Below are 19,533 nucleotides of genomic sequence, written 5' to 3'. Positions count from 1 at the left end.
GGTTGGATCGGGGGCAGCCTCGTGAGTGGAGGAGCGTTGATGTCCCATCCGACCTTGGAAGACGTCGCCGCGCGGGCGGGGGTGTCCCGGGCGCTGGTGTCGCTGGTGATGCGCGGCTCGCCCAAGGTCGGCAAGGAGCGCCGCGAGGCCGTGCTGAAGGCGGCGGACGAGCTGGGCTACCGGCCGAACGTGATGGCGCGCGGTCTGGCCGCCGGGCGCACCGGGATGGCCGGGGTGCTGGCCGCCGACCTGCACGATCCGTCGTTCGCGTCCGTCCACGACGGGCTCGCGGACGAGGCGGCGCGGCGGGGCGTCCGGCTGCTGCTGGCGAGCGGCGGCGGGCGTCCGGCGCGCGAGCGGGCCGCCCTCGGCGAGCTGCTCGACCTGCGGCTGGACGGGCTGGTCCTCGCGGGCCCGAGGATCGCGGCGGCCGAGATCGAGCGGGCCGCGGCCGGATGTCCCGTGGCGGTGGTGGGGCGCCCGCTGCGGTCGGCAGGCGTCGACTGCGTGACGGGGGACGACGCGGCGGCCGTGCGGCTCGCCGTGACGCGCCTGGCGGAGCTCGGGCACCGCCGCATCGCCTGCCTGAACGTCGGCCGCTCGCGCCTGGAGAGGGCGTTCGAGACCGCCGTGGGCGAGGCCGGGCTCACCGCCGTCGGGGATCCGCGGTGGCGCTCGCCCGGGGCGCCGACGGCGGTCCTCGCCCTCGGCGATGTCACCGGGACGGCCGCGCTGAACAGCCTCTACCGTGCCGGGCTGGACGTGCCGGGGGAGGTGTCGCTCATCGTGCACGGCGACGCCCCGGGCGCGGCCGCCGCCGGCGTGACCACGGTCGCGGCCCCGGCCGCCGAGCTGGGGCGGCTGGCCATGGCCGCGCTGCTCGACCGGATCGACGGCGGTGTCAGTGGCGGCGGTGGCGGCGCGGCGGGGGAGGGACGGCGCGTCACCGTCCCTCCCGTCCTGACCGAACGCGCCACGACCGGGGCGCTCACACCATGACGCGCAGCCCCGGCACGGCGAGCGAGATCGGCCCGGCGTAGACCTTCCGGGCGTCGCGCAGCGCGTCGAGCGGGTCGGCCCACGGCCGCAGGTGCGTGAGGACGAGATGCCCCGCGCCCGCCTCCCGCGCCAGCCCGGCCGCCTGGACGGGCGTCAGGTGCGTCTCGGCGGCGCCGGGCGTCCGCACCGACGCCGCCGCCTCGCAGAGCAGCACGTCCGTGCCCCGCGCGAGGTCGAGCAGTTCGTCGCACTCGCCGGAGTCGCCCGAGTAGGTGAGGCTCGCCCCGCCTCCCGGGCGACTGCCTCCCGGGCGACTGCCTCCCGAGCCCCCGCCCGCCGAGCCCCCGCCCGCCGAGCCCCCGCCCGCCGAGCCCCCGCCCGCCGACACCCGTACCGCCACGCCTGGCACCGAGTGGACGACGGGTGCCGTCACGACGGTGAGCGGCCCGAACGGGCGCGGCTCGGCGGGCGGGGTGCGCCAGTCGAGCGCTCCCGCGTACGCGGGCGGCGCCGCCGGGTTCACCACGTGCGCCGCCGTCCCGGCGGGCGCGGTGACGGGCAGCCGCTTCGCCCCGCCGCGCCGGTCCCGCAGGTAGGCGAGCGGGATCAGGTCCGAGTAGTGGTCGCGGTGCGGATGGCTGATCACGACGGCGTCGACGGCGCACGGGTCGGTGTAGCGCTGCAGCGGGCCGAGCGCCCCGGTGCCGAGGTCCAGCAGCAGCCGGTACCCCGCGTGCTCCAGCAGATAGCAGGAGCACGCGGCGTCCGGTCCCGGGACGGTGCCCGCGCAGCCGACGACGGTCAGGATCACGGCATGACCCGGGCGACCAGGTCGGCGACGGCGCCCGCCGCGCAGTCGGCGACCACGACGTCCGCGGCGGCGCGGACGCCGGGATCGCCGTCGCCCACGGCCGCGCCGAGCCCGGCGGCCTGGATCATGTCCAGGTCGTTGGGGTTGTCGCCGATGGCCGCGATCCGGTCCATCGGCACGCCGCGCAGTGCCGCCAGCTCGCGCAGCGCGGTGCCCTTGGTCGCGCCCGCCGGCAGCACCTCCAGGTACGTCGCCTCCGACCGGACGAGGGTGACGCCGGTCCCGGGGTCGGCGGCGAACCCGGCGAGGGCCGTCTCCGCCGCGCCGACCAGGCCGGGCCGGTCGCAGATCAGCATCACCTTGATGATCTCGTCGAAGGGCAGCTCGCCCCATGAGCCGACCCGCGCGAGGGCGATGCGGTCGCGGCGCGCGTACTCGGCCAGCGCCGCGGACGGCGCGGCCCCGGCGGAGCGGACGTGGGCGCGGCCGCCGCTGAACGCGACCGGCCACACCCCGTCCGGCATCTCGTCGAACAGCAGGGTCAGCCGCGCCCACGCCGCCGCGCTCAGGCACCGCCGGTACAGCACCGCGCCCGTGCTCAGGTCCACGATCCGGGCGCCGTTGTAGAGGATCGCCGGGGTCGCGAGGCCCAGCTCGCGGTAGTACGGCAGCGCGGACTCCTCGCTGCGCCCCGTCGCGACGACCACGCTGCCGCCCGCGCCGGTGAAGCGGCGCAGCGCGGCCAGGTTCGCCTCGACGATCCGCAGGTCGCGGCCGACGAGCGTGCCGTCCAGGTCCGTGACGATCCACTCGGCGGTCCGCACGCCGGTGGCGCTCACGGGCGGCCCGCCGGGGCGAGGCCGGCGATCTCCGACAGCACGGACCCGGCGAGGTCGAACCCGCCGACGCACGCGACGTAGCCGGGCGCGTCCCAGTCGTCCCCGCCCGGCTCCCCGCCGAGCGGCAGGTACGTCCCGCCGGCCCGGCGGACCAGCAGCAGCCCGGCCGACACGTCCCACGCGTTGACGGACGTGCCGTACGCCGCGTCCGACCAGCCCGCCGCGACGTGCGCGAGGCACAGCGCCGCGCTGCCTGGCCGCCGGACGGTGGCGAACGACTCGACGAGCCTCGCGTAGTCGCGCAGCGCCGCGTCGCCCGCCCGCTTCAGCTCGCGGGCGTTCGGGTAGCCGGTGACGATCACGCCGGTCCGGTCCTCGGCCGCGCCGGCGGAGCGGATCGGCTCGCCGTTGCAGGTCGCGCCGTCGAGCGAGGCGGTGAACATGTCGTCGCGGACCGGGTCGTACACGACGCCCGCGACGACCTCGCCGCCCGCGACCGCCGCGATCGAGGTGCAGAAGAACGGCAGGCCGGCGGCGAAGTTCGCGGTCCCGTCGATCGGGTCGACGTACCAGCGGACCGCGCCGGCGGGCGAGCCCTCGACGTCGCCGCGCGTGCCGCCCTCCTCGCCGACGACGACGCTGCCGGGCGTGTGCTCGGCGAGCACCTCGCGGATCGTCTCCTCGGCGGCCCGGTCGTGCTCGGTGACCGGGTCGTGGAAGTCGCGCTTGACCGCGACCTCCGGACGCGAGCGGAACGCGCCGCGCAGCCGGTCGCCGGTCGCGCGCGCCGCGATCTCGGCGATCCGCGCCAGCTCCCTCGACTCGGGCACGCCGATGCCCTTGCTGTTCATGCGTCTCCTTCGGCAGCGGTGGTGAGCAGGTCCAGCAGCCCGTGGCCGTCGTCCACGACGGCGTCGGGCCGGTAGCGGACCTCGTACGGGACGTCGTAGGTGCCCTTGGCGACCATCAGCACGTTGCCGCCGACGCCGGCGCGGTGCCCGCACACCACGTCCCGGTCGAAGTTGTCGCCGACGTACCAGGCGTCCTCGGGCTCGACGCCGAGCGCGCGCGTGGCGATCCGGATCATCTCGGGGTTGGGCTTCCGGACGCCGGCCTCGTCGCTGTAGACCTCGATCGCCAGCTTCCCGGCGAGGCCCGTCGCCTCGGTGTAGTCGCGGTGCACGGCCCCGGACAGCGCGTTGCTGACGATCCCGCACGGGACGCCGAGCGCGGCGGCGCCGTCCAGCAGCTCGGGGATGCCGGGGCGGGTGCGGCGGTCCTGCCGCAGCTCTCCCATCCGCTTGCACAGCGGGGTCGCGTGCGCGACGACGAGCTGCCGCGCGGCGGCCGGCCAGTCCGCGGCGACGTAGTCGCCCCAGAACCCGGTGTGGGTCATCTCCGCCGGCGCGTAGGGCCGCGACATCGCGTCCTTCCAGCACTTGTCGGCGGCGGCGCCGGCCTTGATGTCGGTCTCGACGGCGGCGGCGTCGAGGTCGTGGCAGCCGGCGCGGGACAGCAGCGCGTGCACCTCCTTGGCGAGCGCCGCCGACCAGCCGGGCCTGCGGGACGTCTCGACGAGCACGCCGCCGAAGTCCAGCAGCAGCGCCCGCGGCCGGCGCATCGCCCGCCCGGAGAGCCGGTGCGGCCGCTCGCCCGCACCGTTCGTGCGGTTCGTGCCGTTCGTGCCGTTCACGGGGCCGGTGGTCGCGTTCTCGTCGCTCACTTGGCGCCCTCGCGGACCGGGGTGACGGCCTCGTCCCAGGCGGCCGACCGGACGCCGTCCTCGCCGAACAGGTGCAGGTGCTCGGGACGCGCCCAGCAGCGCAGCGCGTCGCCCGGCCCCGCGCCCGGGTCCTCGTGCGTGATCGCGAACATCCGGGTGTCGTGCACGCGCAGCTCGACCGTCCAGCTCGGGCCGGTCGGCAGGACGGTCTCGACGACGGCGTCCTCCGACCAGGCGGTGTCCGGCACGGTGGTGTCCGGCACGGTGGTGTTCGGCGCGGTGGTGTTCGGCGCGGTGGTGTTCGGCGCGGCGCCGCCCTGCGGGGCGAGCCGCAGCGCCTCGGGACGGACCCCGAAGCAGCCGACCGCGCCGAAGTCGCCGCGCTTCTCCGCGAACCGCTGGAGGGACGAGGCGAGCCCCGCCTGCTCGGCGGGCACCATGTTCATCGGCGGGCTGCCGACGAACTCGGCGACGAACCGGTTCGCGGGCCGCTCGTACATCTCCATCGGCGGCGCGACCTGCTGGAGCTCGCCGCCGCACATGACGGCGATGTGGGTGGCCATCGTCATGGCCTCCATCTGGTCGTGGGTGACGAACACGACGGTCGCGCCGGTCTCGTCGTGGATGCGCTTCAGCTCGGTGCGCATCTCCAGGCGGAGCCGCGCGTCCAGGTTCGACAGCGGCTCGTCCAGCAGCAGGACGTCGGGGTCGACCGCGAGCATCCGGGCGAGCGCGACGCGCTGCTGCTGCCCGCCGGACAGCTGCGACGGGTAGCGGTCCGCGCATTCGGCCACCTGGACCTTCTCCAGCGCCTCCATCGCGCGGGCCTTGCGCCGCTCCGCCGGGACCTTGCGCATCCGCAGCCCGAACTCGGTGTTCCCGCGCACCGTCAGGTGCGGCCAGAGCGCGTAGTTCTGGAAGACGAGCCCCATGTCGCGCTTCTCCGGCGGGACGTAGACGCCGCGCTCCACCGAGTCGAGCACCCGGTCGCCCACGGTGATCTCACCGCGGGTCGGCTGCTCCAGCCCGGCGATCATGCGCAGCGTGGTCGTCTTCCCGCAGCCGGACGGCCCGAGCAGGCAGGTGAACGAGCCGTCGGGGATGGTGAGGTCGAGGTCCTTCACCGCCGCGTGCCCGCTGACGTAGTTCTTGACCACTCCGCTGAGCGTGATGGTCGGCATTGATCAACCTCCGATGCCCGAGGCCAGGCTGCTCTTGGTGAGCCGCTGGGCCAGGTAGGTCATGGTGAACGAGACCAGCGCGATGACGAGCACGACGCCGTTGGCGAGCTGGGTGTAGCCGTAGTCGACGAGCCCGATCGACAGCGTGGTCAGCAGCTGGGTGCCCGAGGTGGTCAGCATGATCACGATGCTGAGCTCCTTCAGGCCGGAGATGAACGGCAGCACCACGCCGGTGACGAGGGCGCCGCGCTGGATCGGGATGATGATCCGCAGCATCCGGGTCGGCCACCGCGCGCCGCTGATCTGCGCGGCCTCCTCCGGTTCCCGGCCGAGCTGCATCATCGCCGCGATCCCCGACCGGGACGAGTACGGCAGGTGCGTGATGACCAGGACGACGACGAGCAGCGTGATCGTCCCGTACAGGGCGGGGACGGGGCCGCGCCGCACCGCGAACAGCGACAGGCAGGCGGCGGCGAACGCGATGCCGGGCACGAGGTAGGGCAGGAACGACACCTGCCGCAGGAACGTCGAGACCCGGCCGCCGTCGCCGCGCACGACCACGTACCCGATGAGCAGGCCGAGCAGGCCGCAGACCAGGGACGCCAGGCCGACGATGCGGAGGCTGTTCCAGGCGGCCTCCCACAGCTCGGTGCCGCGCAGCACCCCGTGCGGGAACCCGACCGCGCCGGGGATGTCGCTGCCGAACCAGTACTTGAGCGTGAAGTTGTCCGCGCTGAACACGCCGGGGGTCTTGGTGACCGTGGACAGCAGCAGCGTCAGCACCGGGATGACGACGCTCGCGGCGAAGACCGCCATGCCGAGGGAGAAGGCCGGCCAGCGCCAGGCGCGCAGGTCGCCGCGCCGGTCCATGGCGCCCTTGCCGCCGACGGTGACGAACCGGCGCTGCTCGCGGACGAGCCGCGTGTCGACGAGCACGACCAGCACGCCGACCAGGACGATGACGCCCGCGAGCGTCGACGCGACGCCGGTGCTGCGGTCGCGGATCGCGTGGTAGAGGCTCGTCGACAGCACGTTGTAGTCGCTGGGCAGCCCGAGGATGTACGGGGTGCCGAACGTGCCGAGGACGCGGCCGAGCACCAGCAGCACCGCCGACGACAGCGCCGGCATCATCAGCGGCAGCGTGACGCGGCGCAGGACCGTCCGGCCGCCGGCGCCGAGGATCCGCGCCGAGTCCTCCAGCTGCGAGTCGATGCGGCGCAGCGCGTTCCCGAACAGCAGCAGGACGAACGGGTAGTAGTGCAGGCCCAGCGTCACGATGATCGGCAGCGGCCCGTAGGCGAGCCAGCCGGGGGTGTGGATGCCGGCGCCCTGCAGGTAGCCGACCTGCCCGCCGGACCGCTCGTTCTTGAACAGCGTCAGCCACGCGAGCGCGAACGTCCAGGACGGCAGCATGTACGGCACGACGAGCGCGGCGGCCAGGAACTTGCGGCCCGGCACGTTCGTGCGCGTCACCAGCCACGCCATGGAGCCGCCGACGACGAGCGCGAACACGATGACGCCGACGGCGACGAACAGCGTGTGCCACAGCGGTTCCCAGAACAGCAGCTTGCTGACGGGCGAGCGGAACACCCGCCACAGGTAGTAGCTCGTCCAGGAGCCGGGGGCCTGGCCGGAGCGGGCCTCGTCCCCGTACTGGACGCGGCCCGCGTCGGAGATCACCGACACCAGCGGCGCGATGACCAGGTACAGCAGGACGAGGGTCATCACCATGCCGAGCAGGACGGTGGGATCGCGCAGCAGCACGCGGGCCCGGTACAGCACGCGCCGGCCACGTGACGCCGGCGGTGCGGAGGCGGCGACCGCCATGGAAGGTTCCTCCGGGGTGAGAGGGGACCGGCGGGCCGCCGTTCGCGGCCCGCCGGACGGGGGATCAGTGGTGGTTGAGACGCCAGAAGTCCTTGATGTCCTGGCGGGCGCGGAAGTCGGCGATGAGCTGGCTCGACGAGAACCGGTAGAGCTGGCCGTTCCAGTCGGTCAGCCCGGGCGGGTTGTTCCTGCTGACGCCGACCGCGTCGTTACCGGACACCCCGCCGGCGTGGGCCTCCAGGTCGAAGCCCTCCTTCTCCATGGCGAAGTGCACGAACAGCTTGGCGGCGTTCGGGTGCTTGGAGCCGGTGGCGATGGTGGCGAACTTCGGGTAGGCGAAGCCGGTCCACGGGTTCAGGCCCTCGCAGACCTTCATCTGGTAGCCCTTCTCCTCCACGTCGCGGAACTTCGCGATGGAGAACAGGCCGATGCGCTGCTGGGTCTGGTTGGGGGCGGCGACGCCGGCGGCGACGTCCTCGTCCTCGGTGGTGAGGACCGGTGAGTTCTGCGCGAACCGCTTCACCCACTCGTGCGCGGGGTCGTCCTCGGTCAGCTTGAGCTGGCCCTTGCCGAGCTGCGCGTACGCGGCGGTGAGCTTGTCGCCGCCCTGCTTGGCCATCTGCGTGAACCACTGGGTGAAGACCTCCTTGCCCAGCGGGTCCTGCAGCATCACCTTGCCCTTCCACTTCGGGTCGGTGAGGTCCCAGATGTTCTTCACCGGGCAGCCCTGCGGGCTGAGCTTGGTGTTGTAGACGAACACGTACGCCTTGGAGATCATCATCAGCGGGTTGCGGTTCGCCTCGCCGATGTGCGGCGCGAGGTCCGGCGGGATCCACGTCTGGACGATCTTCTGCGGGAGGAGTTGGCCGACGAGCATCGGGCCGTCCTCGAACAGGTTCACGTCGATCGTGACGTTCTTTGCCTGCGCCTCGCGGGTCATCTTCTCGGCGGTGTCGGCGGCCTTGGACTTCACGCCCTCGGCCTTGATGCCGTACTTCTTCGTGAACGCCTCCGCCATGTCCTTGACGTCGCCGCTGCCGTCGTAGGCGAGCACGCTGCCCTCCTTCTTGGCGGCGGCGACGAGGTCGTCCAGGTCGAACGACGCGGCGTCCTGCACGGTCACCGACGGCAGCGGCGTCCCCTCCTCGCCGGCCTGGCCGCTGGTCGAGGGCGCGCAGGCGCCGAGCAGCGCGGTGGCGACGGCGGCGGCCGCCGCGGCACCGGCCCGGGCGCGGCGCCCGGTGGGAATGGTGCGGATCATGTGGGTTCTCTCCTCGTGTGCATCCGCGGGCCCCCGACCTGCGGCTCTCATGCGGGTGACAGCGGGGTCAGTGCCGTTCGAGGGGGGACGACCCCCCACGCTCCCCGATCGGCTGCGTCGGCATCAGTTCCTCTCGAGGGGGGACGACCCCCCACGCCCCCCGATCGACTGCGTCGGCATCAGTGACTGCGTTTCAACATCGCGTCGGACAGGGCGTCCGCCGCCTCGCCGAGGCGGCGGCCGACCGCGTCGAGCCGGGCGAGCAGCTCCCGGCCGCGCAGGACGTCGGTGCCGAGCGGTCCGGCGAACAGGCGGGCCAGCTCGGCCTGCCGGGTCTCCCGGACGCGGTTGCGGGCCTTGCGCGCGCCCAGCGCCGCGAGGGTGACGGCGGCGGGCTCGGCGAGGACCTTCCGGACGGCGCCGTCGAGGGCGGTCAGCCCGTCGAGGACGGCGTCCAGCGGTGCGAGGGTGAAGTCGAGGTCCGGCGGGCCGAACAGGTCGGCCTCCCGGACGAAGTCGCGGAGGTTGTCCAGGACGTCGTCGACGGACCGGGACAGCCGGTAGAGGTCCTCCCGGTCGATGGGGGTGGCGAGGACGCCGTGCAGCATCGCGGCGAGCGCGGCGCGCTCGGCGTCGCCGGCGTGCTCGATCTCCGCCATCCGGGCGCGGGCGTCGGCGGGCGGGGTGCGCCCGGCGGCCATGGCGCGGGCCAGCTCGGCGCCGTCGCGGACGGCGCGGATCTGCCGGCCGACCTGGTCGATCACCCGTGTCCCGGAGCGGCCGCGCAGGTCGTCCCAGACGAGCCGGAAGCGGCGCGCGGGCCGCACCGCGGCGCTCACAGCGCCCTCGCGGCGAGGCCGCCGGCGGCGCCGGCGGCGAACGCCAGCGGCAGCGTGAACAGCCACGCCGCGCCGATGCCGAGGACGTTCTGCCAGCGCACCCGGGACGCGCCCTCGCTGGCGGCGACGCCGACGACCCCGGCGGTCACCGACTGGGTCATGCTGACCGGCGCGCCGGCGAGCGAGCTGGCCGTCACCGACGCCGCTGCGGCCGCCTCGGTGGACACGACGTGCAGCGGGCGGGCGAGGACGAGGCCGCGGCCGAGCCGCTCCCCGACGCGGTGCACGGCGCTGAGCGCGCCGGCGCAGAACACGACGGCGATCAGCAGCAGCATCAGCGGGGCGGGCTGGACGGGGCCGACGGCGCCGAGCCGCCGGGTCGTCACGACCTGGCGGGCGACGCTGACGACGGCGAGCATCTTCTGCCCGTCGTTGGCGGCGTAGGCGGCGCACTGCGCGCCGTAGGCGAGGACGTGGGCGGTGCGGACGGCCCGCGGCATGCCGGTGAACGACGGGACGCGCCGCGACGCGAGCCCGAGGCCGTAGCCGACGGCGGTCCCGACGAGCGGCGCCGCCGCCCCGATGAGCAGGACGGTGGCGAGGCCGTCCCACGACACGCGCAGGCCCATGCCGAGGCAGGCGCCGCCGATGCCGCCGAGGATCGCGAGGGTCAGGCTGGTCGGCAGCCCCTTGCGGGACAGGAGCCCGACGATGCCGAGCGCGACGGTCACGCCGAGCAGGAACGCGACCGCGCCGTGGGGGTCGCCGAGGTCGGCGAGCCGCTCGGTGAAGGTCCGCGCGACGGCGGTGCCGACGAGCTGCGGGACGAGCACCAGCGGCAGCAGGACGAGCAGCATCAGCAGCGGCGCGGGCGAGCGGGGGTAGCGGCCGCTCAGCCCGAGCAGCGCGCCGCCGTCGTTGACGCCGGTCACCCAGACGAAGGCGAGGGCGACGGCGCCGAACGCGATGGCCCAGATCATCGCAGCTCCGCGGGCCGGACGCGGCGTTCCTCGTGCAGCGACACCGTGGCGGCCTCGGCGATGAGCAGCGCCTCCAGGGCCTCGTCGACGGTGCACGGGCTGTCCGCGTGGCCCCGCGCCATGTCTAGGAACGTTCCAATCTCGCTCGCGTAGGCGGGCTCGAACCGGTCCCAGAAGTTGGTCCACGCGTCCCCGGACGGCCAGTCGACGCCCGGCTCGGCCGACCGCAGCGCGGCCCGCTCGTCCAGCCCGACCACCCACGTCCCGGCGGTGCCGGACAGCTCCATCCGGACGTCGTAGCCCGCACCGTTGTAGCGGGACCCCTGCATCGTCGCGATCGTCCCGTCGTCCAGCACCAGGACGGCGGCGCTGGTGTCGACGTCCCGGGCGTCCGCGAAGTAGCCGTCGCCGCGGTTGGCGCCGACCGCCGTCACCGACTCGACCTCGCGGCCGGTGACCCAGCGCAGGATGTCGAAGTCGTGGATGTGGCAGTCCCGGAAGATGCCGCCGGACGTGCGGACGTACTCGGCGGGCGGCGGCGCCGGGTCGGCGGTGACGAGGTGCACGCGGTGCAGGTCGCCGAGCCGGCCGTCCAGCACCGCCTGGCGGGCGGCGGCGTACCCGGCGTCGAAGCGGCGCTGGAAGCCGATGTGCACCGGCACCCCGGTCTTGGCGACGCGGTCGCGCACCTCCAGCGTGGTGCGCAGGTCGGGGGCGACGGGCTTCTCGCAGAACGCCGGCACGCCGGCCTCGCAGGCCCGGACGAGCAGGTCGGCGTGGGTCGAGGTGGGCGTCGCGATCAGCACCGCGTCCGGGCGGGCGGCGAGCACCGCGCCGGGGTCGGCGGCGCGGGCGCCGAGCGGGCCGGCGAGGGCCTCGGCCCGGCGCGGGTCGGCGTCGCCGATCACCAGCTCCGCGACCGCCGGATGACCGCTCAGGAACCGGGCGTGCCACGCCCCGATCCGTCCCGCGCCCAACAGTCCGACCCGCATGGTGTGCCTCCAATGGCCCGGTCGAGGGGATGACGCGTCATCCGGAGTTCAGAGAGTGTTCACCCTCTGTTCACCTTCTCGTCATCTGTGTGGCCTGGGGCACATTTGTATCCGCAGCGGGAGGGCCCGTCAATACTTTGTTCTTACATATGGACGTACTGACGTGACGTCATGGACGCGGTGCGGGCCGTTCGCCGAGGCCGCGGGCGGCGCCCCGGCCGGGCCGCCACCGGGATCTTGACTGCGGTTGCGGAGCGGGTTACCGTCCGCGACGGGTTCACACGCCGACCCAGGCGGTGCGGAGGCCACGCGATGAGGCATGCGATCCGGCCGGCCGGCGAAGACGCGACGGGCATCGTCCCACCTGCGCGTCCTCCGGCAACAGACGGGGAACGGCTTCAGCGCGTCCGCGGCGCTCCCGCGCCGAGCAGGGAGAGCGTGCTGGCCGACGTGCGCGCCCATCTGGCCGGGGGCGGCGGCGCGCTGCTCGTCGGCCCCACCGGGATCGGCAAGTCCACGCTCGTGTCCACCCTCGCCGACGAGTACGCCGCGGCCGGGCACCGGGTCTTCGCGTGCTGCCCCGCCGAGACCGAGCGCCACCTGCCGTTCCTCGGCCTCATCGACCTGGTCGCGCAGGGCGCCGACGAGGTCGTCGACCGGCTGCCCGAGCCGGAGCGGCGCGCCCTGCGGTCCGCGCTGCTGCTGCACGACGTCCCGATCGGCGAGCGCGACCTGCTGAGCCTGCGGCTCGGCGTGCTGCACACGCTGCGGATGCTCTGCGCCGACCGGCCCGGGCTCGTCCTCGTCGACGACGCGCAGTGGCTGGACCAGCCGACCGGTGAGCTGCTCGCGTTCGTCGCCCGGCGGGCCGGGCGGCTGGCGCCGCCGCTGCGGATGGTCGCCTCCGTCCGGGCGTCGTTCGGCGACCCGCGGCGGTCCGGCGGGCAGTGGCGGGACGCGGCCGGGCTGTGCCCGAAGCCGGTGCTGACGGTGAAGGTGCCGCCGATGTCGGCGGCGGAGCTGGCGGCGCTGCTGGCGGATCGGTTCGGCCGGTACTGGCCACGGTCGCAGGTGGCCCGCATCCACCGGGTGAGCGGCGGGAACCCGTTCTTCGCCGTGGAGCTGGCGCGCAGCGCGGTGGAGAGCGGCGCGCTGGAGGACGGCGGCCCGCCGGGCGGCGCCCTGCCGATCCCGCAGAGCCTGTCGGTGCTGATCCAGAAGCGGGTGGGCGCGCTGCCCCGGGCCACCCGCGAGACGCTGCTGATGGCGAGCGCGGCGAGCCGCCCGTCGGTCGAGCTGCTGCGCCGGGCCGGCGGCGCGGACCTCGCGGAGGCCGAGCGGCAGGGCATCGTCGACGTGGACGCCGGCGGCCAGATCCGGTTCACCCATCCGCTGCTGTCGGCCGTCATCTACGCCGAGGCGGAGGCCGGCGACCGGAAGGCGGTGCACGCGTCGCTGGCGCAGGCCGTCCGCGACCCGGTGGAACGGGCGCTGCACATGGCGAAGCTGACGTCAGGGCGGGACCGGCGGATCGCCGGGACGCTGGAGGACGCCGCCGCCGTAGCGCGCCGCCGCGGCGGCCTGTCGACGGCGGCGCACCTCGGCGAGCTGGCCGCCGACCACACCCCCGAGTCCGAGCGGGACGCCGAGGTCGGCCGGCGGCTGCGCGCGGCGGAGGACGCCGTCGCGGCGGGCGACTACCCCCTGGCGCGGCGGCTGGCGCACCTGGTGCTGGAGGCGTCCGCGCTGCCGCGCGACCGGGTGCGCGCCTGGATGGTCGTGATGGACTCCTCCGGCCAGGCGCTGGCCGAGGTGGAGGAGGTCTTCCCGCGCGCGATGGAGGACGCCCGGGGCGAGCCCGAGCTGCTCGCGCCGCTGCACTACCGGCTGAGCTGGCGGGCGTGGATGGTGCTGGGCTCGGCGGAGGCGGCGCTCCAGCACGCGCGCCGCTCCGCCGAGCTGGCCGCCGTCGCCGGGGACCGGGCGACGGAGCTGCTCGCGCTGACCAAGCAGGCGAACATCGAGTTCTTCCTCGGCCGCCCGGAGGGCGAGCGGACGCTGCGCCGGGCGCTCGCCGACCCGCAGGAGCCGCAGGTCATGTGGCACCACAACGGGCCCATCTACCTCAAGCACCGGCACCACCTGCTGCACGACCGGCTGCAGGAGGCCCGCAACGAGCTGCGCACGCTGATCTACGGCGTCCGCCAGCGCGGCGTCGTCGAGAGCCTGTGCCTGAGCCAGTTCTGCATGAGCCAGGTGGAGATCCACCGGGGCCGCTGCCGGCAGGCGCTGAGCCTCGCCCGGCAGAGCCTGGACCTCGCGGAGGACTCCGGGCTGAGCCAGGGGCCGTCCTGGTACTCGCTGGCGCTCGCGGAGGCGGCGGGCGGCGACCTCGAACGGGCGCTGACCGCGGCGGAGCAGGCGCTCCAGCACAGCGAGACCGACGGCGACCTGCTGTTCCTGCCGCGCGCGCTGCACGCCGAGGCGCAGGTGCGGCTGCGGCTCGGCGACGCCGCCGCCGCGGTGCGGATCCTGCAGCGGGTCCGGCTGATGGAGACGTCGCAGGGGCTCGGGGACCCGGCGGTCCGCCGCTGGCACGCCGACCTCGCCGACGCCCTCGTCGCCGTCGGCCGCACGAAGGACGCGGCGGACGTGCTGTCCGAGGCGAGGGCGCAGGCGACGCGGCTCGGGCGGCGCAGCGTCCTGGCGGTGCTGGAGCGCTCGTCCGCGCTGGTCCGCGCGGCGGAGGGCGACCGCGAGGGCGCGCTGGACGGGCTCGTCCGCGCGGTCGAGCTGTCGCAGGCGCTCCCGTACCGGCTGGAGGAGGGACGTGCCTGGCTGGAGTTGGGCGCGTTCCGCGCGCACACGGGAGACGTGGAGGCGGGACGCGCCGACCTGCTGCGCGCCCGGACCATCTTCGCCCGTGCGCAGGCCCGGCCCTGGCTGGAGCGCGTCCAGGACGAGCTGCGGGACATCGAGCACGGCAGGCACCGGCACGGCGACTCGGAGCACGCCGGTCCCGGCAACGGCGCCCGCGGCGGACCGGAGCGCGGCGGGCACGGGCACGGGTCCGGCGAGGCCGGCGGCCGGGGCGCGGGCGCCCACCCGCTGGACGTCCTCACCGACATCGAGCGCGAGGTGGCCGTCCTGGTCGCCGAGGGCGCGACCAACCGGGAGATCGCGTCCCGGCTCTTCCTCAGCGTGAAGACCGTCGAGGCGGCCCTCACCCGGACGTTCCGCAAGCTGGGCGTCCGCTCCCGGGTGGACGTCGCGCGGGTCGCGGTGTCCGGCCGCTGACCTGCGCTTTCGCTGAGTTCCTGCGGCTCGCCGGAGGGGCGTGCCCGCAGGCATAGGGATATCCCTACGCCTTCGCCGTGAGGCTTCTGCAAACGCTCACGTGTCCACAGACTCGCGCTTGTCCGTGACGCCCGACTTGAACCGAATCACCCAGTGTCGGAATCGCACAGAAGGGAGCGGATGCCGCGGCCTCCGGACGCGTCCCCCCCGTCACCACGGGATTACCCGCTTCAGTGGTGAAAGGACAACCACCCCCATGTCCCAACGGACAATCGCGATCGCCTCATCGGCGGCCGCGCTGATCGCCCTCACCGGCGTCGCGGTCGCACCGCAGGCCGCGGCGACCCCGCGGCCGACCCCCAAGGCCAAGACCCAGCCCGCCGGCCCGGACGCCTTCTCCAAGGCCGACTTCACGCTGAACCCCGCACCGTCCACGCGCGACAAGGCCGTCAAGAACGCGCGGAAGGCCCTCGACGCCCACGGCGCGCGCGCTCACCGCGCGAGCGGCCAGGCGTTCAAGGTCCGCACCGTCGCCGTCAGCCGCGACGGCGCCGCCGACGTCCGCTTCGACCGGACCTACAAGGGGCTCCCCGTCTACGGCGGCGACCTCATCGTCCACCTCAAGCCCAACGGCTCCTACCGGACGCTGGAGACCGCGTCCGCCACCTCCGGTGCCATCGGCACCACGCCCGCCATCAGCTCCCAGAACGCCGCCGCGCTCGCCCGGCAGCAGCTCAAGGGCACCGTCTCGGCGGTCTCCGCGCCCAAGCTGGCGATCAGGATGGACGGCCGGTCGGCCACGCTGGTCTGGGAGACCGTCGTGTCCGGCGTCAAGGCCGACCAGACGCCGAGCCGGCTGCACGTCATGGTCGACGCCCGCAAGGGCCGCGTCGTCCAGAGCAGCGACCAGATCGACACCATCGCTCCCGCCGGCGTCCGCGCCGCCGCCCCCGCCGCTCCCGCGGCCCCGCGGACGGCGCTGACCACCGGCTCCGGCCACGGCATCTACGTCGGGACGGTCAACATCGACCTGACGCAGTCCGGCAGCACATGGACGATGAAGGACCCGTCCCACGGCAACGGCTACACCACCAACCTCAACCACGCCACGTCCGGCACCGGCACCACCTTCAGCAACACCACCGGCACGTTCGGCAACGGCTCCAACAGCGACCCCGCCTCCGCCGGCGTCGACGCCCACTACGGCGCCGCGATGACCTACGACTACTACAAGAACGTCCAGGGCCGCAGCGGCATCTTCGGCGACGGCCGCGGCGTCCCGTCCCGCACCCACTACGGCAACGCCTACGTCAACGCGTTCTGGGACGGCACCCAGATGACCTACGGCGACGGCCAGAGCAACGCCCGGCCGCTCGTCGAGCTCGACGTCGCCGGCCACGAGATGAGCCACGGCGTCAGCGGCGCCCTCACCGGCTGGGAGGAGAACGGCGAGACCGGTGGGATGAACGAGGGCACCAGCGACATCTTCGGGACGATGGTGGAGTTCTACGCCAACAACCCGGTCGACACGCCCGACTACACCATGGGCGAGCTGATCAACATCAACGGCGACAACCAGCCGCTGCGCTGGATGTACAACCCGTCGCTCGACGGCAACTCGCCCAACTGCTACAGCAGCAACAACGGCAGCCTGGACCCGCACTACTCGCTCGGCCCGCTCACCCACTGGTTCTTCCTCGCCGCCGTCGGCAGCGGGGACCACGGCTACGGCAACAGCCCGACCTGCAACAGCTCCACGGTCACGGGCATCGGCAACGACAAGGCCGCCAAGATCTGGTACAAGGCCCTGGCGTCCTACGCCAACAGCAACGAGAACTACGCGCAGGCCCGCACCGACTCGCTGAAGGCCGCGGCCGACCTGTACGGCACCCACTGCACCGAGTACAACACCATCAACGCCGCGTGGGCGGCGGTCAGCGTCACCGGCAGCGACCCCGTCCCGGGCACCTGCCCCGGGCAGGGCGGCGGCCCCACGGTCACCAGCCCCGGCGACCAGACCAGCACCGTCGGCCAGGCAGTGAGCGTGCAGATCAAGGCCAGTGACCCCAACGGGCAGGCACTGACCTACAGCGCGACCGGGCTGCCAGCCGGGCTGACGATCAACGCGAGCACCGGCGTGATCTCCGGCACCCCGACCACCGCGGGCACCAGCACCGTCACGGTCACCGCCAAGAACACCTCCGGCCAGACCGGCACGGCCACCTTCACCTGGACGGTCAACCCGGTCGGCGGCGGCACGTGCTCCTCGCCCGGCAACAAGGTGTCCAACGGCGGGTTCGAGAGCGGCACCTCGCCGTGGACGACCACGTCGGGGGTCGTCTCGGCCAACGGCAGCGGTGAGAGCGCCCACTCCGGCACGCACTTCGCCTGGCTCGACGGCTACGGGCAGTCCCACACGGACTCGGCCACGCAGTCGGTGACGATCCCGGCGAACTGCAAGGCCACCCTCACCTACTACCTGCACATCGACACCGACGAGTCGCCCGGCACGGCCTACGACAAGCTCACCGTCAAGGCCAACGGCACGACCGTCGCGTCCTACTCCAACCTCGACGCCAACTCGGGCTACGCGCAGAAGAGCATCGACCTGTCCGCCTACGCGGGCCAGACCGTCACGCTCTCCTTCTCCGGCACGGAGGACGCCTACCTCCAGACGAGCTTCGTCCTTGACGACGTGGCCCTGAACGCCGGCTGACGCCCCCTCCCTCACCCCGCTCTGTCGCCGGCCCCCACCGCTGGGGGGCCGGCGACAGTCATGAGCAAGGAGAATCCATGAACAGCAGACTGCTGGCCGCCGCCACCGCCGTGGCGGCCGCGGCGGCCGGCCTGGCCGCGGCGGTCGCCCCCGCGCACGCGGCCCCACCCGCGCACGCCGCCCTGCCCGGAACCACCATCACCGACTGCTCCGCCGCCCAGGTCGTCTCCAACGGCGGGTTCGAGAGCGGCACCTCGCCGTGGACGACCACGTCCGGGGTCGTCTCGGCCAACGGCAGCGGTGAGACCGCCCACTCCGGCACCCACTTCGCCTGGCTCGACGGCTACGGCTCGACCCACACCGACACCGCGTCCCAGTCGGTGACGCTGCCCGCCGGCTGCACGGCGACCCTGTCGTTCTACCTGCATGTGGACACCGACGAGTCGCCCGGCACCGCCTACGACAAGCTCACCGTGAAGATGGGCGGCGACACCGTCGCCACCTACTCCAACCTCGACGCGAACTCCGGCTACGCGAAGAAGAGCATCGACGCGTCCGTCTACGCGGGCAAGACCATCACGCTCTCCTTCTCCGGGACGGAGGACTCCGGCGCGCAGACCAGCTTCGTCCTCGACGACGTCGCCCTCGACGTCTCCGGCGGCGGCACGACGCCCCCGCCCACGGGCGACGGCACCCGCACCCCCGACTCGCAGTCCTACACCGTCAACCTCACCAGCGACGCGTCCGGCGCCAACTGGCAGGGCCACGAGTCGGTCGCGTTCACCAACACCGACTCCGCCCCGCTGTCGGAGGTCTACCTGCGGCTGTGGGACAACGCCCACGGCACCTGCCCGTCCAACACCCCCATCACCGTCACCAACGTCACCGGCGGCACCGCCTCCGCCCTCACGGTCGGCTGCACCGCGATGAAGGTGACGCTGCCGAGCCCGCTGGCGAAGGGGCAGAGCGCGACCGTCGCGTTCGACCTCGCCATCGCGGTGCCGTCCGGCGCCGACCGGTTCGGGCACGACGGGGCGTACAACTTCCTCGGCAACGCGCTGCCCGTCCTCGCCGTCCACGACGGCGACGGCTGGCACCTCGACCCGTACACCAACAACGGCGAGTCGTTCTACGGCCTGGCGAGCGACTACAAGGTGACGCTCGACCACCCGACCTCGCTGTCCGTCCCCGCGACGGGCACGTCCGTCGACACCCCCGGCTCGTCCGGCCGGACGGTCACGACCGCGACCGCGTCGCACGTCCGCGAGTTCGCCTGGGGCGCCGGCCCGTTCTCCAAGATCTCCGCCACCTCGCCGAACGGCGTCAAGGTGAACATGTACTGGGTGAGCGGCATCAGCCAGTCCAGCGCCCAGCAGATGCTGTCGCTCGCGACCAGCGCGATCGACGCCCACTCCGGCCGCTTCGGCGCCTACCCGTACGGCGAGGTCGACGCGATCCTCGACAACAACTTCTGGTTCGGCGGCATGGAGTACCCGGGCTTCGTCCTCGACCTCGTCAGCACCGTGGCGCTGCCGCACGAGCTGGCGCACCAGTGGTGGTACGGGATCGTCGGCGACGACGAGTACAACCATCCGTGGCTGGACGAGGCGTTCGCCGACTACGCGACCGACCTGTACCGCGGGATCAGCGGCGCGGGCTGCTGGAACAGCGTGTCGTGGGCGTCGTCCGACGAGAAGATCACCAACTCGATGGCGTACTGGGACGCGCACTCGTCCCGCTACTCCACCGTCGTCTACGACTACGGCAAGTGCGCCCTGCACGACCTGCAGCGCGTGATCGGTGACTCCGCCATGGCGAACCTGCTCAAGACCTACGCGGCGAGCCACTGGTACGGCATCTCCACGACCGCCGAGTTCAAGAAGGCCGCCCAGGCGGCCACCACCACCGACCTCACGTCCTTCTGGACCCAACACCGCATCGAAGGCTGACCTTCTCGCGAGGCGCACGGCGGGCGACACCCCCGCCGTGCGCCTCCGCGTCTTGGCCCGGCCGCCACGCGGTCGATGCCCGGCCGTTCCGCGGTGCCGCAGGCTGGTGGCGCTCTGCG

The 19,533-nt window shown here is 73.8% G+C and carries 14 protein-coding genes; 4 read left to right on the top strand and 10 right to left on the bottom strand.

All coding sequences use genetic code 11. From position 1 onward, the window contains the following. The first annotated feature begins 39 nt into the window (after positions 1-39). Positions 40-999: a LacI family DNA-binding transcriptional regulator gene (locus tag ABT299_RS38840; protein ID WP_500253788.1), complete on the top strand. Its 960-nt coding sequence runs from the start codon at positions 40-42 to the stop codon at positions 997-999. Here ABT299_RS38840 and ABT299_RS38835 read toward each other — a convergent pair. From ABT299_RS38835 to ABT299_RS38790, 10 genes are all read right to left on the bottom strand, one after another. Next, entirely contained in the window at positions 989-1,810 is an 822-nt protein-coding gene (locus ABT299_RS38835) for an MBL fold metallo-hydrolase (protein ID WP_500253787.1), read from the bottom strand. The genes ABT299_RS38840 and ABT299_RS38835 overlap by 11 nt on opposite strands. Beyond that, positions 1,807-2,649: a Cof-type HAD-IIB family hydrolase gene (locus ABT299_RS38830; protein WP_500253786.1), complete on the bottom strand. Its 843-nt coding sequence runs from the start codon at positions 2,647-2,649 to the stop codon at positions 1,807-1,809. Before ABT299_RS38830 ends, ABT299_RS38835 begins: the two co-directional genes overlap by 4 nt. Continuing rightward, positions 2,646-3,500 carry an inositol monophosphatase family protein gene (locus tag ABT299_RS38825; RefSeq protein WP_500253785.1) on the bottom strand — a complete coding sequence of 285 codons (855 nt, stop codon included), beginning with the start codon at positions 3,498-3,500 and terminating at the stop codon, positions 2,646-2,648. Before ABT299_RS38825 ends, ABT299_RS38830 begins: the two co-directional genes overlap by 4 nt. Beyond that, positions 3,497-4,372 (bottom strand): HAD family hydrolase, encoded by an 876-nt coding sequence (locus tag ABT299_RS38820; RefSeq protein ID WP_500253784.1) that lies wholly within the window; start codon positions 4,370-4,372, stop codon positions 3,497-3,499. Before ABT299_RS38820 ends, ABT299_RS38825 begins: the two co-directional genes overlap by 4 nt. Next, entirely contained in the window at positions 4,369-5,553 is a 1,185-nt protein-coding gene (locus ABT299_RS38815; RefSeq protein WP_500253783.1) for an ABC transporter ATP-binding protein, read from the bottom strand. The genes ABT299_RS38820 and ABT299_RS38815 overlap by 4 nt, the downstream gene beginning before the upstream one ends. 3 nt (positions 5,554-5,556) lie before the next feature. After that, positions 5,557-7,380, bottom strand: a complete 1,824-nt coding sequence (locus tag ABT299_RS38810) for an ABC transporter permease (protein ID WP_387032145.1) — start codon at positions 7,378-7,380, stop codon at positions 5,557-5,559. 64 nt (positions 7,381-7,444) lie between these two features. Beyond that, positions 7,445-8,641, bottom strand: a complete 1,197-nt coding sequence (locus ABT299_RS38805; RefSeq protein ID WP_500253782.1) for an ABC transporter substrate-binding protein — start codon at positions 8,639-8,641, stop codon at positions 7,445-7,447. Between the two features lie 179 nt (positions 8,642-8,820). Next, positions 8,821-9,480 carry a DUF47 family protein gene (locus ABT299_RS38800; RefSeq protein WP_206699910.1) on the bottom strand — a complete coding sequence of 220 codons (660 nt, stop codon included), beginning with the start codon at positions 9,478-9,480 and terminating at the stop codon, positions 8,821-8,823. Next, positions 9,477-10,460, bottom strand: a complete 984-nt coding sequence (locus tag ABT299_RS38795; RefSeq protein ID WP_500253781.1) for an inorganic phosphate transporter — start codon at positions 10,458-10,460, stop codon at positions 9,477-9,479. Before ABT299_RS38795 ends, ABT299_RS38800 begins: the two co-directional genes overlap by 4 nt. Next, positions 10,457-11,452, bottom strand: a complete 996-nt coding sequence (locus tag ABT299_RS38790) for a Gfo/Idh/MocA family protein (protein ID WP_190855688.1) — start codon at positions 11,450-11,452, stop codon at positions 10,457-10,459. The genes ABT299_RS38795 and ABT299_RS38790 overlap by 4 nt, the downstream gene beginning before the upstream one ends. A gap of 438 nt (positions 11,453-11,890) precedes the next feature. On the opposite strand from ABT299_RS38790, the gene ABT299_RS38785 reads away from it, so the two are divergent. The 3 genes from ABT299_RS38785 (at position 11,891) to ABT299_RS38775 (ending at position 19,414) form a co-directional block, all read left to right on the top strand. After that, positions 11,891-14,749: an AAA family ATPase gene (locus tag ABT299_RS38785; RefSeq protein ID WP_387032155.1), complete on the top strand. Its 2,859-nt coding sequence runs from the start codon at positions 11,891-11,893 to the stop codon at positions 14,747-14,749. 256 nt (positions 14,750-15,005) lie between these two features. Then, positions 15,006-17,465: a M4 family metallopeptidase gene (locus ABT299_RS38780; protein WP_387032158.1), complete on the top strand. Its 2,460-nt coding sequence runs from the start codon at positions 15,006-15,008 to the stop codon at positions 17,463-17,465. A 77-nt stretch (positions 17,466-17,542) separates the two neighbouring features. Further along, positions 17,543-19,414 carry a M1 family metallopeptidase gene (locus ABT299_RS38775; RefSeq protein WP_500253780.1) on the top strand — a complete coding sequence of 624 codons (1,872 nt, stop codon included), beginning with the start codon at positions 17,543-17,545 and terminating at the stop codon, positions 19,412-19,414. The last annotated feature ends 119 nt before the right edge of the window (positions 19,415-19,533 follow it).

The sequence above is a fragment of the Spirillospora sp. NPDC000708 genome (assembly GCF_040299565.1).
GTDB lineage: Bacteria > Actinomycetota > Actinomycetes > Streptosporangiales > Streptosporangiaceae > Spirillospora.
This window is presented reverse-complemented; position numbering and strand designations above follow the sequence as displayed.

Bases quoted from the DNA above. Each gene is read 5' to 3' on its own strand.
- ABT299_RS38795 (WP_500253781.1), bottom strand. From the start codon at position 10,460: ATGATCTGGGCCATCGCGTTCGGCGCCGTCGCCCTCGCCTTCGTCTGG.
- ABT299_RS38805 (WP_500253782.1), bottom strand. From the start codon at position 8,641: ATGATCCGCACCATTCCCACCGGGCGCCGCGCCCGGGCCGGTGCCGCG.
- ABT299_RS38780 (WP_387032158.1), top strand. From the start codon at position 15,006: ATGTCCCAACGGACAATCGCGATCGCCTCATCGGCGGCCGCGCTGATC.
- ABT299_RS38775 (WP_500253780.1), top strand. From the start codon at position 17,543: ATGAACAGCAGACTGCTGGCCGCCGCCACCGCCGTGGCGGCCGCGGCG.
- ABT299_RS38815 (WP_500253783.1), bottom strand. From the start codon at position 5,553: ATGCCGACCATCACGCTCAGCGGAGTGGTCAAGAACTACGTCAGCGGG.
- ABT299_RS38825 (WP_500253785.1), bottom strand. From the start codon at position 3,500: ATGAACAGCAAGGGCATCGGCGTGCCCGAGTCGAGGGAGCTGGCGCGG.
- ABT299_RS38790 (WP_190855688.1), bottom strand. From the start codon at position 11,452: ATGCGGGTCGGACTGTTGGGCGCGGGACGGATCGGGGCGTGGCACGCC.
- ABT299_RS38810 (WP_387032145.1), bottom strand. From the start codon at position 7,380: ATGGCGGTCGCCGCCTCCGCACCGCCGGCGTCACGTGGCCGGCGCGTG.
- ABT299_RS38840 (WP_500253788.1), top strand. From the start codon at position 40: ATGTCCCATCCGACCTTGGAAGACGTCGCCGCGCGGGCGGGGGTGTCC.